Here is a 13,604-nt window from a genome sequence, read left to right as displayed (position 1 = left end):
ACAACCTCCTATTATTAAATATATACTGTTTATTAGCACTCTATCTAGTCGAGTGCTAACACAATTATTATGATAATCAATCACACTTTTTTTTGCAAGTCAGAACTTCGAAAAATTTTGTTTTCTTTCCATATTCCTCTACAATAGAAAGGTAGCATAATGAATGGAAAGGATTTTGACTGTGAACAATTCTCAAAAAATAAATAAACATAAAAAAACAGCCCTTTATGTTTTACTGATCTATATCCTCATGCAAATATCAGGTATACTGCTGGCAAAACCGTTTCACAAGCTTGTTATGAGTACAACCGGTTTACCAAGTGAACAAGCAGCCCCACTTACGCAAGGCTGGTATATCGCTCTTAGCTTTGCCATTGCGTTAATTCTAAGTTTAATCCTAACATCTCGCGATAAAGCGTTTTGGGATATTTATCAAGGAAAGAAAGAAACTATCCCACTGTCAATTATGTGGGGGATTATCGGTTTCTTCTTAGTTTTCTTCGGCCAAATGATTGGCGCAGCTATCGAAATGGCTATATTCGGTATCCAAGGTGGTTCACAAAACACAGCTGATATTGTATCTATTGCAAAAGGTGCTCCTATTGCAATATTAGCGATTGTTGTATTTGGACCAATATTAGAAGAGTTCGTCTTCCGTCGTGTTATTTTCGGATCGCTTGTCCAAACAACTAATTTCTGGATAGCCGGTATAGTAAGCGCCATTTTCTTTGCACTTATTCATTTCGACTTCTCACATATTTTACTTTATACAATTTGTGGATTGATTTTTGCCTTCTTATATCACAAAACAAAACGTATTTGGACGTCCATTATCGCCCATGTCATGCTGAACGGTTTTGTGACACTTGTACAATTGTATGCAGAACCATTGCAAAAGTTGCTAGACCAACTAGAAAAAATGCAATAAAAATCAGTGAAATTTTTGCTTACCGCTATTTCTTGTTGAAACAATATAAAACGACAAAAAAGCTCGATGCTACTAATATGCATCGAGCTTCTATTATTATTTATTTAATTCTTCGATTTGACGTCGCTGCTGTTCAAGTGCCTCTTCGACCTGGCGTTTTTGCTCAGCTTCTTGTTCTTCCTTCATTCGCATTTCCTCTGATTTTAAGTATTTCTTATAGCCAATACGGGAAATCATAATGCTAATTTCATAAAGCATAAATAACGGTACTGAAACCATTAAGTGTGAAGCTAATTCAGGTGGTGCGATTAGAGCAGCACACACAAATAAACCAAAGTATGAGTACTTACGAATACGAATTAGTAACTCAGGCGATAGAATCCCAATACGTGAAAAGAACAAGACGACAATTGGTAATTGAAAAAGAAAACCAAATGGTATTGTAAGCTTAAATAAAAACGAAAAATATTCATGTATGCCAATCGTTTGCTGAATTTCTAATTCATTTGATAAATTCATCATAAACTTTATGACGTAAGGGAATAGTAAAAAATATGAAAAAGATAGTCCTGCTAAAAACAATATAAATGAATACGGGATATAGCTTAAGGTTGCTTTTCGTTCCACATCCCTTAATCCTGGGCTAATAAATGCCCACAATTGATACATCAATACCGGAGAAGATAGGATAAATGCTATTAAAAAAACGACTTGGATATAAATTGCAAGTGGTGTTACTACATCAAACGCATGAAGCTCTATATTATAATTCGCTCCAGTAGTTTGAAGGTATTTAACGAGCGGTTTCGCAACAAAAAAGCCGCCAGCCATAGCGAGAACAAAGAAAACGGCAACAATGAAAAGCCGTTTTCTTAATTCTTCTATATGCTCAATGACAGTTAGATCTTTTGGATTCATCCTCAAACATCCTAACTTTACTTATCTAGTTCTTTCTTTTTCTTGTCATCATCATCTTCGTCGGCTAATCCTTTAGTAGCATTTTTGAATTCACGTAATGTTGAACCAAATGCTTTACCAAGCTCCGGTAACTTCTTAGGACCGAAAATTAGTAATGCGACAATTCCGATAATAATGAGGCTCATAGGACCAATACCACCCATTAAAGCCACCTCCTCTTTTATATCCATCATTTTAACGCATAATTCGCCATTTTGCTAACTAATTATATGTGAAAGTTTTTCGTCAATCTCTCATTTTATACCATACTTCTAATTGACAGAAACTATGAGCTATACTATCAATTATGACTCGGTATAATTGCGTCCGGAATCGGCTTTATACTTAGTCCTGCGTGATACATGTCAATTCCGTTACTCTTTTCAATTTCCGTAACATCCCCCGGAGGCTTTAGGCCAAAACGATGTTGGTCACTCAGTCGTATGGGTTGTTGTTGTTGTTGCTTCGCTTTCGCATAGATAAATTGCTACAGGACGTGGCGTTCTTAGACTGAGTTCCTCTATTTCAGCGGATGTCTTTTGTACCGAAAGCGTAGCGGCAGGTACAGATGTTTTTTGCGCGAAAGCGTAGCGTCAGCAGCAGATGTTTGTACACCCGCCGAAGTAAGTTAAATTATGTACAATCATCACTCTTCCTGATTGCGAATTAAATAAATGAGTGCCTGTAATTCTACCGACAAATCGATTGTTAAAAGTTGCATTTTATCTGGTACAGTAATACGCTCCGGCGTAAAGTTCAAAATTCCTTTTGCATTCATCGCCGCTAATCTATCAGCCATTTTCTGTGCAGAGCGTGGTGAAACTGTTAAAATTGCAAGCTCCGCTCCATATTCCGCATACTTTTCTTCCAATAAATCAGGATGAAAAACAGGAATATTGCTAATCATCTTTCCTTCCTTCGGGGCCTTTGAGTCAAATGCCACAACGATATGGGTATTATGATTTTTTTGGAAATTGTATTTTAATAAAGCACTACCTAAATTCCCTACACCGATTAACGCTACTTTTGTCGCTTCATGTTGATCGAGCGTTTGACTAAAAAATTTTAAGAGATGCTGCACATCATAGCCATATCCCTTTTTCCCCAAAGCACCAAAATAAGAAAAATCACGGCGAATAGTTGCAGAATCAATTTTCATCGCTTCACTCAGTTCCTTCGACGAAATGCGTTCCATGCCTTCTTGCGCAAAGTTTTGGATAAATCGATAGTAAAGAGGAAGTCTTTTCGTAGTGGCTTGTGGAATTTTTAATTCTTGTTTCAAACTTTTTCCTCCTTATAGAGTATCAAATCTATTTATGATACACGCTCAATTAACTATTTCTAAGTTTATAATATTCACTAGAGTATTTCCCTTTAGTTAATGGCGCTTTTACGCCACTAACTAAAGAGAAATCGTTTCAATCTTACATGACAGCTTGGAATAAGTAAAGCATCGACATTGCAAGCCAATCGCTCATCCATTACACTAAGGAAGAATTGAGGTGTCAAGAATGATTGTTTTACAGGTCAATCAACTATATAAATCCTTCCTTGCAGATGAAATTTTAAGTGGCGTAAAATTAGAGGTTCAACATCGTGACCGTGTTGCATTAGTAGGTCGTAACGGTGCAGGTAAGTCTACTTTACTTAAAATAATTGCTGGTCAAATGTCATACGACTCTGGCGATATTATTATCCCTAAAGGAATACAAATTGGGTATTTAGAGCAGCATGCTGGGTTAAACTCAACATTGTCGATTTGGGATGAAATGATGACAATTTTTGAGCCGCTTATTGCCCAAGAACAAACAATCCGATCATTAGAACAACAAATGACCGACCCAGCTGTTTATGAAAACCCTACTTTATATGCAAAAATAATGTCTGAATACGACCAATTGCAGCATAATTTTAAGGATGCAGGTGGCTATCAATATGAATCGGATACACGTTCTGTGCTTCATGGCATGCAGTTTTATCCTAATGATTACGAAAAGCCAATTAGCTCACTCTCAGGGGGACAACGAACTCGGTTAGCGCTTGCTAAGCTTCTGTTAAGTAAACCTGACCTATTAATACTCGATGAACCTACTAACCATTTAGATATTGAAACCCTCTCTTGGTTGGAATCATATTTAAAAGGCTACGAAGGGGCTATTCTAATTGTTTCCCATGACCGCTACTTCTTAGACCAAGTTGTTTCCATTGTCTACGAAGTCTCTCGTCATCGCGTCACAAAATATACAGGCAATTATAGTGCTTATTTAGATGAAAAAGCGAAAAATTATGAGCGTGATTTGAAGCTTTTTGAACGTCAGCAAGATGAAAAGGCAAAGCTTGAGGAATTTATTCAAAAAAACATTGCTCGTGCTTCTACTACTAAAATGGCACAAAGTCGTCGTAAAATGCTTGAACGAACTGAATGGATGGAATCCCCCGATGGTGATGAAAAGTCAGCAAGCTTCGGTTTTACAATTGAGCGTCAAAGTGGTAACGATGTATTATCTGTTGATGACTTAGCTATAGGTTATGGCGATAGGAAAATATCAAGCGGCATAACACTACGAACTTTCCGAGAAGACCGCATTGCACTTGTTGGTCCAAATGGCGTTGGTAAATCAACTTTATTAAAAACCATCGTCAAAGATTTGCTTCCACTCTCCGGAGAGATTCGCTATGGTACAAATGTTCAAATTGGTTACTATGATCAAGAGCAGGCAAAGCTGTCTAGCAATAAAAGTGTGCTAAAAGAGCTATGGGATGAATGGCCTTTAATGAATGAAAAAGATATTCGCACGGTGCTAGGCCGTTTCTTATTCAGTGGAGATGATGTAGATAAAATCGTGTCATCTCTATCTGGTGGAGAAAAGGCAAGGCTCGCATTAGCTAAGTTAATGATGCAAAAGGCAAATTTCTTAATTCTCGATGAGCCTACCAATCACTTAGACTTAGATAGTAAAGAGATACTGGAAAACGCACTGATCGATTATCCTGGAACGCTCTTATTTGTATCGCATGACCGATATTTCATCAATCGAATCGCTACTAAAGTAATCGAACTATCCGGCGATGGTTCCTTTGAGTACTTAGGTGACTATGATTATTATCTTGAAAAGAAACAAGAGCTATTAGAACTTGCACAAATGAAGGCTGCTGCTCAACCGCAAGTACAAGCTGATATACCTGAGAAGACCTCTACCTCTAAAATTGATAAAGAGGCTAAAAAACGGGAGCGCCAAATTAGACGCACACTTGAGGAACTAGAAGGGAAAATGCAGCAAGTAAATCTTGAAGTTGCTCGCTTAGAAGAAGCTCTTTGCGATCCCGAGATTTTTACTGACCACGAAAAAATTACAAAGCTTCAAGAGGAATTATCATCTGCTAAGGAACAGTATGAGTTATTCGAAATGGAATGGCTTGAGCTAAGTGAAGAACTTGAAAATATTATTTTATAACATCCCTCTTGAGGTGGGATAAAGCTTGTAAAGCCATGTGCCTTGTCGCATGGCTTTTACTTTACTCGCGTTGATTTTTCATATATATTGGTCAAGTGCTATTTTTCGACAAAAAATGCCCACAACTTTATACACACTATAAATCTAGTAATACCAACATATCAACAGACTTTTCCACATTGTCCACAATTCAAAAATATTTTATTCACATCATTCTGTACAAAATAGGCTACTATATATTGAATAATCACAAGTTATGCACAAGTTATCAACATTTTGTGCATAAGTACGGATGTTCGGTGTTTTATTTCTACCTTACCTGTGGATAATTTTCTGAAAAATTTGTCAACTAACTAGATTCAATTTTTCTTATACCCTCTGTTTTCTCAACAATTTTTTCACAAAAGCAAAAAGAGGTATTTTAGAATCAAATCTAAAACACCTCTTTACTATATAAGCAATAATGCTCTGCATAATTTCGTCTGGAATCAGCTTTGTGCTTAGGCCTGTACAAGGGCTGACACGCTGTTGGTCATTTCGGTAATGCCACCGTTCTTAGACTAGTTCCTCTATTTAAGCGGGTGCTTGGACACTCGCTTAAATAAGTTAAACCCAGGATTTTAACTCCATTCCAGGGCGACCATTCATTGATAAATTGCCTCGAATACCTGCTTCAAACATAGGTGTTGCTGCTGCTCCTATCATAGCGGCATTATCTGTACACATCTTTAATGGCGGCACGAAAAATGGTATGTTTTCTTCAGCAAATACTGTCTCAAGTGATGTACGCAAGCCCTTATTAGCCGCTACACCACCTGCTGCAATAACCTGCTTCACTTTATATTCGCGAGCTGCCCGTAATGTTTTCGCCGTTAATACTTCAACTACGCTTTCCTGAAACCCTTTCGCAACGGCAGTTGGACAAATTTCTTCACCACGTTGGTCCATGTTATGTTTATAATTAATAACCGCTGATTTCAAGCCGCTAAAGCTAAAATCGTAAGAATCTTCCTCTAACCAGACTCTTGGGAAAGATACAGCCTCTTCTCCCTCATGTGCTAATTTATCAATTCGCGGACCACCTGGATACGGTAAGCCTAGTACACGCGCAACCTTATCATAAGCTTCACCAGCTGCATCATCTCTCGTCTCACCGATGACTTCAAAAGAGCCATGTTCTTTCATATAAACTAGCTCTGTATGGCCACCTGATACAACAAGTGCTAACAATGGGAATTCCATTGGCTGCACGAGTGCATTAGCATATATATGTCCAGCTATATGATGCACACCTACAATTGGTAAATTGTTAGCAAATGCAAAGGCCTTCGCAGCATTAATTCCAATTAATAATGCACCTACAAGACCGGGGCCTTCAGTAACTGCCACAGCATCTAAATTATCTGGCTTCATATTTGCCTGAGCCAATGCTTCTTCTATGACCACTGTAATTTGCTCAACATGATGACGAGATGCAATTTCAGGTACAACCCCACCAAATCGTTTATGACTTTCTATTTGAGATGCAACCACATTTGAAACAATTTCAGAACCATTTCGAATAATTGCTGCTGCTGTTTCATCACAGCTCGATTCTATTGCTAATATAATTCGATTTTCCATCATAAATTCACCCACATGACAAGGGCATCCTCCCCGTTATCTGTATAATAGCCTTTACGTATGCCACCATCTTGGAAATCAAGCTTTCGATAAAGATTTTGAGCAACTGTATTTGTTACTCGTACCTCTAAACTCATAACTTCCATAGTATGATCTCTAGCAATACGCATTGCCTCTCGCATTAAACCTTCACCAATTCCGCGACCTCGAGCAGCCTCTATAACCGCAACGTTCGTAATTTGCGCTGCATCTATAACCATCCACATTCCACAAAAACCGATAATGTTATTATATTCATCTATAGCTAGTACATAATGTGCATACTGATTTTCATGTACTTCATAATAAAAAGAATCTAACGTCCATGGTGTAGGAAATGTAGCAAGTTCAATTTCATACACTGCTGGGACATCTTCAGATACCATTTTTCGATATGTTACATTACTACTCATGTGCCATCTCCTTTTGTTCCTTCAGCCAATTCGCCTCCGCCTCGGCAATACGTTTGTATTGCGGGACAAAATGATGAACTGCATCCACACTTGGTAGCTCCACTTTCGTCGCTAATCGAACTGTTTCACTTGCTCTTGGTAAGTCATTACTAAATGGTGTACGCTGCGCATAATCACCTAGCACCTCTACGATTTTATGCCAGAAAACATCTACATCGGCTCCAACAAATAAAATCGGTGCCTCTAAAGCCTGTAAACGCTCTAACAAACCATCTATGTGATCGTGATAATCTTCTATAATTGTTTCAAGCTCACAACCTTTATAAACGGCCGTATAGACATTGCCTCTTCGCGCATCAAAAACAGGACAAATAAACCCTTCATATAATGCTGCATTCGCGGCCAATGACTTTAAACTAGATATTCCAACTAAAGGCTTTTTCAATGTCCATGCTAATGTTTTAGCAAGCGTCACACCTATTCGTACACCTGTATAAGAACCAGGTCCTTCTGATACAGCAATCGCATCCAACTCGCCTGGCTTAATGCCAGCCTTTGCTAGTACTTCTTCAATGGCTGGCATAGCACCCGCTGAATGCGTTAATTTTATATTTTGTACAATCTCCGCAATCACTTTTCCATCCCTTATTACAGCAATAGAAAGTGGTGCATTCGCTGTTTCAATCCCTAACCAAATCATTTCATTAGCTCCTCACATAATGCCTCATATCGCTTTCCAAAAGGTGTCACTACAAATCGTCGTTGATTTTCTCCGATTCGGTAAATTTCTATTCCAAGACGCTCCTGTGGTAAATCCTGTTCAATCAGATGAGCCCACTCGACAACTGACACCGCATCACCATAAAATAGTTCGTCCCATCCAAGATCCTCATCGCTTTCTGCTAAACGATAAACATCTAAGTGATTAAATGGTAAACGCCCCTCATATTGCTTTACAATAGTAAATGTTGGGCTATTGACCGTTCTCGTCACACCAAGTCCCTTCGCTAATGCTTTCGTAAATGTCGTCTTACCAGCGCCCAAATCACCCTCTAATGTAATTGTATCCTGGGCTTCTAGTAAGCTTGCTAGCTTCAACGCAAAATTCTCAGTATCATCAAGTGAATTCATTATTTTTTCATACATCATCTCTTTTTCCTCTCCTAGCTCCATTACCTCTAGTTTACCGAAACAAGCGTAAATGTTCAAAACATCCAATGGATTTCAAAAAAAACAATTACACCTTAGTGTAATTGTTGTAGCTTGTCGACATAAAATATATTAATTACTGTGTATCTAATAAACAAAGGTATTTTTGCTCCATATAGGTACCCGTTATGGGGTGAGTCGTAAGCTGAATCTACTAATCAATTATGCCTTGGCTAAATTGCCGTTAGCATTATTAAACTAAGTGCTGAATAAAGAAAAAACAAGCTTTAAAAAATATGCTTATTTCTTATTCCCCTTTACCTCACTAACCTCTTTATCAACCAATTTATCATCTTTAAATCGTACTATATATGTTTTTGTCATAAGTATTTCATCTTTCCAGCGATATTGATTTTTTTTTACTATGTCCCCTGCTCCTCCTGCAATTTTTACCACTTCCATATATGACATACCTTCTTTTAATTTTTCAAATTCTGTTTCATTCATATTTTTCTGCCAATGGTACGCATTGGACTCTTCTATGTCTAAAATAGGATCTCCACAGCCTGCTAGTATTACAATAGCACCTATAAGTAAGCTTATATTCATACGTTTTATGTAAAAATAATTTCGCATGCTAACACCTCCAAATTCTTCATATGAGAGGAATCGATAAAATAGTCACTCTTATTAACGAGCAGTAGTTTATCTGTACCAAAAACGAAGCGTCGGGTACAAGACAAGTTCAGCGAAAGCAAGAAAGTTAGATGAGGGATTAATCGCCCGTAAAACCTGAATATTAATCTTTATGTTTACTGCTCTACTTGTTTCCTCAAGCGGTCTGGTAACTAACTGCAAGCCTTCTCAGTATGTTGACACATACAGCCTAAGGCCTTTGTTAACGAGTTTTCGATATGAGTGTTGGGGCTCCGATTTTTGACGCAATTATGCCGAGGCATAATTGATTCTGAAAATCTATGGATACCCCAACAAATATGATAGAACCAATTTTATTGATATCCACTAATTTCCTTATATTAACAATAAAAAAAGTTCTTATGATTTAAAAGCATCATAAGAACTATATTATCGTTTATAATGGCGGTCCCGACCGGGATCGAACCGGCGATCTCCTGCGTGACAGGCAGGCATGTTAACCGCTACACCACGGGACCTCTCTAAGACATTTATAAATATATCATAGAAAAATAATACATGCAATATTTTTCTTTGGTTTTTTTTATATTTTTTTCATTTTTATATTCTATTTCTTTTGGGTATCGACTTTGCAAGTAAATTAAGTAGACTCCACAGACCCTCTTTGGAAGTATCCAGTCTGTTATTAGTTCTTTTGGAGATATTGGATTCACCAATTTTTGATACGTAAGAAGTAGTATTGCGATAGAGTACAGTAATAAGCTAATTGCGTCCAAATCGGCTTTGTGCTAACGTAGCGGCAGCAACATGAGGGGTCGGACATTTCCGTAATACCAAAGGACGAGCGTTTATACCGATACAGGTCAGTTAGCCTTATCTCATGGAAAAGATGATTTTAGGTGCTATATGAACTCCTTTCCGATTTTCGTAACAAGAAGTTAAATAGAAAAAGAGCAACTAGCTATCCATAATAAGCACATTTTAATAAAAAAACAGCCAGCACTCAGCTGACTGTTTTTATTGCCTAGCGACGTCCTACTCTCACAGGGGGAAGCCCCCAACTACCATCGGCGCTAAAGAGCTTAACTTCCGTGTTCGGTATGGGAACGGGTGTGACCTCTTTGCCATCATCACTAGACTATTGTCGGCTTCCAATATACATCGTATTTCTTCGTCAGCTTCTGTCGCTCAGTTAGTCACGTACTAGAGTACGCTCCTTCCCTCTCTCCATCGCTTCCTCGAACTACTCGTATCTTGAAACCCTTAGTTGAAAGAATTGTTCTTTCAAAACTGGATAAACGGTGCATTGATTGTTTCAAACGTTTTGGTTAAGTCCTCGATCGATTAGTATTCGTCAGCTCCATGTGTCACCACACTTCCACCTCGAACCTATCTACCTCATCGTCTTTGAGGGATCTTACTTACTTGCGTAATGGGAAATCTCATCTTGAGGGGGGCTTCATGCTTAGATGCTTTCAGCACTTATCCCGTCCACACATAGCTACCCAGCGATGCCTTTGGCAAGACAACTGGTACACCAGCGGTGTGTCCATCCCGGTCCTCTCGTACTAAGGACAGCTCCTCTCAAATTTCCTACGCCCACGACGGATAGGGACCGAACTGTCTCACGACGTTCTGAACCCAGCTCGCGTACCGCTTTAATGGGCGAACAGCCCAACCCTTGGGACCGACTACAGCCCCAGGATGCGATGAGCCGACATCGAGGTGCCAAACCTCCCCGTCGATGTGGACTCTTGGGGGAGATAAGCCTGTTATCCCCGGGGTAGCTTTTATCCGTTGAGCGATGGCCCTTCCATGCGGAACCACCGGATCACTAAGCCCGTCTTTCGACCCTGCTCGACTTGTAGGTCTCGCAGTCAAGCTCCCTTGTGCCTTTACACTCTACGAATGATTTCCAACCATTCTGAGGGAACCTTTGGGCGCCTCCGTTACCTTTTAGGAGGCGACCGCCCCAGTCAAACTGTCCGCCTGACACTGTCTCCTGCCCCGCTAAGGGGCATGGGTTAGAATTTCAATACAACCAGGGTAGTATCCCACCGACGCCTCCTTCGAAGCTGGCGCTCCGAGATCTCTGGCTCCTACCTATCCTGTACAAGTTGTACCAAAATTCAATATCAGGCTACAGTAAAGCTCCACGGGGTCTTTCCGTCCTGTCGCGGGTAACCTGCATCTTCACAGGTACTATAATTTCACCGAGTCTCTCGTTGAGACAGTGCCCAGATCGTTACGCCTTTCGTGCGGGTCGGAACTTACCCGACAAGGAATTTCGCTACCTTAGGACCGTTATAGTTACGGCCGCCGTTTACTGGGGCTTCAATTCGCAGCTTCGCTTGCGCTAACCACTCCTCTTAACCTTCCAGCACCGGGCAGGCGTCAGCCCCTATACGTCACCTTACGGTTTTGCAGAGACCTGTGTTTTTGCTAAACAGTCGCCTGGGCCTATTCACTGCGGCTCTCATGCGCTTGCACGCTCAAGAGCACCCCTTCTCCCGAAGTTACGGGGTCATTTTGCCGAGTTCCTTAACGAGAGTTCTCTCGCACACCTTAGGATTCTCTCCTCGACTACCTGTGTCGGTTTGCGGTACGGGCACCTCTCACCTCGATAGAGGCTTTTCTTGGCAGTGTGAAATCAGGAACTTCGTCCATACGGACTCGCCATCACAGCTCAACGTTACAGTGTGCGGATTTGCCTACACACACGCCTTACTGCTTGGACGCGCATATCCAACAGCGCGCTTACCCTATCCTACTGCGTCCCCCCATTTCTCAAACGGTGAGGAGGTGGTACAGGAATATCAACCTGTTGTCCATCGCCTACGCCTATCGGCCTCGGCTTAGGTCCCGACTAACCCTGAGCGGACGAGCCTTCCTCAGGAAACCTTAGTCATACGGTGGACGGGATTCTCACCCGTCTTTCGCTACTCATACCGGCATTCTCACTTCTAAGCGCTCCACCAGTCCTTCCGATCTGACTTCAACGCACTTAGAACGCTCTCCTACCACTGACATCGTAGATGTCAATCCACAGCTTCGGTGAATCGTTTAGCCCCGATACATTTTCGGCGCAGCGTCACTCGACCAGTGAGCTATTACGCACTCTTTAAATGATGGCTGCTTCTAAGCCAACATCCTGGTTGTCTGTGCAACGCCACATCCTTTTCCACTTAACGATTACTTTGGGACCTTAGCTGGTGGTCTGGGCTGTTTCCCTTTTGACTACGGATCTTATCACTCGCAGTCTGACTCCCGTGTATAAATATCTGGCATTCGGAGTTTGTCTGAATTCGGTAAACCGGGATGGCCCCCTAGTCCAAACAGTGCTCTACCTCCAGTATTCTCATCACGAGGCTAGCCCTAAAGCTATTTCGGAGAGAACCAGCTATCTCCAAGTTCGATTGGAATTTCTCCGCTACCCACACCTCATCCCCGCACTTTTCAACGTGCGTGGGTTCGGGCCTCCAGTAAGTGTTACCTCACCTTCACCCTGGACATGGGTAGATCACCTGGTTTCGGGTCTACGACCACGTACTATTTCGCCCTATTCAGACTCGCTTTCGCTGCGGCTCCGCCTTCTAAAGCTTAACCTCGCACGTAATCGTAACTCGCCGGTTCATTCTACAAAAGGCACGCTATCACCCATTAACGGGCTCTAACTACTTGTAGGCACACGGTTTCAGGATCTCTTTCACTCCCCTCCCGGGGTGCTTTTCACCTTTCCCTCACGGTACTGGTTCACTATCGGTCACTAGGTAGTATTTAGCCTTGGGAGATGGTCCTCCCGGATTCCGACGGAATTTCACGTGTTCCGCCGTACTCAGGATCCACTCAGGAGAGAACGAACTTTCGACTACAGGGCTTTTACCTGCTCTGGCGGACCTTTCCAAGTCGCTTCATCTAACTCGCTCTTTTGTAACTCCGTATAGAGTGTCCTACAACCCCAAGAGGCAAGCCTCTTGGTTTGGGCTCTTCCCGTTTCGCTCGCCGCTACTCAGGGAATCGATTTTTCTTTCTCTTCCTCCAGGTACTTAGATGTTTCAGTTCCCTGGGTCTGCCTTCAAGACGCTATGTATTCACGTCAAGATACTACGCGATTAAACGTAGTGGGTTCCCCCATTCGGAAATCTCCGGATCAAAGCTCACTTACAGCTCCCCGAAGCATATCGGTGTTAGTGCCGTCCTTCATCGGCTCCTAGTGCCAAGGCATTCGCCGTGCGCCCTTAATAACTTAACCAAGTTATTAAGCCTATAAAAAAACTTAAAAAATAAATGTGTTTGTTACAATTTCAATGTCGTTTTATCCAGTTTTCAAAGAACAAGTTTTGAAGTATTTCATCGTATGATGAACCTTCAAAACTGAACGCA

At 41.0% G+C, this 13,604-nt stretch carries 10 protein-coding genes, 1 tRNA gene and 2 rRNA genes; 2 read left to right on the top strand and 11 right to left on the bottom strand.

The annotated features are described in order from the left end of the window. The first annotated feature begins 163 nt into the window (after window positions 1-163). The gene (locus JNUCC51_RS14240; protein WP_337988605.1) at window positions 164-928 is read left to right on the top strand and encodes a CPBP family intramembrane glutamic endopeptidase; all 765 of its coding nucleotides are present in this window, start codon (window positions 164-166) and stop codon (window positions 926-928) included. 96 nt (window positions 929-1,024) lie between these two features. Here the strand turns inward: JNUCC51_RS14240 and tatC are convergent, their stop codons facing one another. The 3 genes from tatC to JNUCC51_RS14225 form a co-directional block, all read right to left on the bottom strand. Continuing rightward, a complete protein-coding gene (gene tatC, locus JNUCC51_RS14235) occupies window positions 1,025-1,846 on the bottom strand; it encodes a twin-arginine translocase subunit TatC (RefSeq protein ID WP_100544975.1) in 822 nt (273 codons plus the stop codon). 17 nt (window positions 1,847-1,863) lie between these two features. Further along, the gene (locus JNUCC51_RS14230; protein WP_010857065.1) at window positions 1,864-2,049 is read right to left on the bottom strand and encodes a twin-arginine translocase TatA/TatE family subunit; all 186 of its coding nucleotides are present in this window, start codon (window positions 2,047-2,049) and stop codon (window positions 1,864-1,866) included. A 482-nt stretch (window positions 2,050-2,531) separates the two neighbouring features. After that, entirely contained in the window at window positions 2,532-3,167 is a 636-nt protein-coding gene (locus tag JNUCC51_RS14225; protein WP_337988604.1) for a redox-sensing transcriptional repressor Rex, read from the bottom strand. 229 nt (window positions 3,168-3,396) lie between these two features. Between JNUCC51_RS14225 and JNUCC51_RS14220 the strand changes: the two genes are divergently transcribed. Then, a complete protein-coding gene (locus JNUCC51_RS14220) occupies window positions 3,397-5,340 on the top strand; it encodes an ABC transporter ATP-binding protein (protein WP_337992236.1) in 1,944 nt (647 codons plus the stop codon). 606 nt (window positions 5,341-5,946) lie between these two features. Here JNUCC51_RS14220 and tsaD read toward each other — a convergent pair. From tsaD to JNUCC51_RS14180, 8 genes are all read right to left on the bottom strand, one after another. Continuing rightward, entirely contained in the window at window positions 5,947-6,963 is a 1,017-nt protein-coding gene (gene tsaD / locus JNUCC51_RS14215) for a tRNA (adenosine(37)-N6)-threonylcarbamoyltransferase complex transferase subunit TsaD (RefSeq protein ID WP_337988603.1), read from the bottom strand. Further along, entirely contained in the window at window positions 6,963-7,415 is a 453-nt protein-coding gene (gene rimI / locus JNUCC51_RS14210) for a ribosomal protein S18-alanine N-acetyltransferase (RefSeq protein WP_337988602.1), read from the bottom strand. The genes tsaD and rimI overlap by 1 nt, the downstream gene beginning before the upstream one ends. Continuing rightward, window positions 7,408-8,115, bottom strand: a complete 708-nt coding sequence (gene tsaB / locus JNUCC51_RS14205; protein WP_337988601.1) for a tRNA (adenosine(37)-N6)-threonylcarbamoyltransferase complex dimerization subunit type 1 TsaB — start codon at window positions 8,113-8,115, stop codon at window positions 7,408-7,410. The genes rimI and tsaB overlap by 8 nt, the downstream gene beginning before the upstream one ends. Continuing rightward, window positions 8,112-8,561 (bottom strand): tRNA (adenosine(37)-N6)-threonylcarbamoyltransferase complex ATPase subunit type 1 TsaE, encoded by a 450-nt coding sequence (gene tsaE / locus JNUCC51_RS14200; protein ID WP_337992235.1) that lies wholly within the window; start codon window positions 8,559-8,561, stop codon window positions 8,112-8,114. Before tsaE ends, tsaB begins: the two co-directional genes overlap by 4 nt. Window positions 8,562-8,864: 303 nt before the next feature. Further along, entirely contained in the window at window positions 8,865-9,200 is a 336-nt protein-coding gene (locus JNUCC51_RS14195) for a hypothetical protein (RefSeq protein ID WP_337988600.1), read from the bottom strand. Between the two features lie 463 nt (window positions 9,201-9,663). Continuing rightward, window positions 9,664-9,739, bottom strand: a tRNA-Asp gene (locus JNUCC51_RS14190). A 504-nt stretch (window positions 9,740-10,243) separates the two neighbouring features. Beyond that, window positions 10,244-10,359: ribosomal RNA gene (gene rrf / locus JNUCC51_RS14185) — 5S ribosomal RNA — on the bottom strand. A 186-nt stretch (window positions 10,360-10,545) separates the two neighbouring features. Further along, window positions 10,546-13,473 (bottom strand): 23S ribosomal RNA (locus JNUCC51_RS14180). Window positions 13,474-13,604 lie beyond the last annotated feature (131 nt).

The sequence above is a fragment of the Lysinibacillus sp. JNUCC 51 genome (assembly GCF_015999525.1).
Lineage (GTDB): Bacteria > Bacillota > Bacilli > Bacillales_A > Planococcaceae > Lysinibacillus > Lysinibacillus xylanilyticus.
This window is presented reverse-complemented; position numbering and strand designations above follow the sequence as displayed.

Excerpts from the sequence above, each read along its gene's own strand:
- JNUCC51_RS14240 (WP_337988605.1), top strand. The coding sequence starts at position 164 with ATGGAAAGGATTTTGACTGTGAACAATTCTCAAAAAATAAATAAACAT.
- tatC (WP_100544975.1), bottom strand. The coding sequence starts at position 1,846 with ATGAATCCAAAAGATCTAACTGTCATTGAGCATATAGAAGAATTAAGA.
- JNUCC51_RS14230 (WP_010857065.1), bottom strand. The coding sequence starts at position 2,049 with ATGGGTGGTATTGGTCCTATGAGCCTCATTATTATCGGAATTGTCGCA.
- JNUCC51_RS14220 (WP_337992236.1), top strand. The coding sequence starts at position 3,397 with ATGATTGTTTTACAGGTCAATCAACTATATAAATCCTTCCTTGCAGAT.
- tsaD (WP_337988603.1), bottom strand. The coding sequence starts at position 6,963 with ATGGAAAATCGAATTATATTAGCAATAGAATCGAGCTGTGATGAAACA.
- rimI (WP_337988602.1), bottom strand. The coding sequence starts at position 7,415 with ATGAGTAGTAATGTAACATATCGAAAAATGGTATCTGAAGATGTCCCA.
- tsaB (WP_337988601.1), bottom strand. The coding sequence starts at position 8,115 with ATGATTTGGTTAGGGATTGAAACAGCGAATGCACCACTTTCTATTGCT.
- tsaE (WP_337992235.1), bottom strand. The coding sequence starts at position 8,561 with ATGTATGAAAAAATAATGAATTCACTTGATGATACTGAGAATTTTGCG.
- JNUCC51_RS14195 (WP_337988600.1), bottom strand. The coding sequence starts at position 9,200 with ATGCGAAATTATTTTTACATAAAACGTATGAATATAAGCTTACTTATA.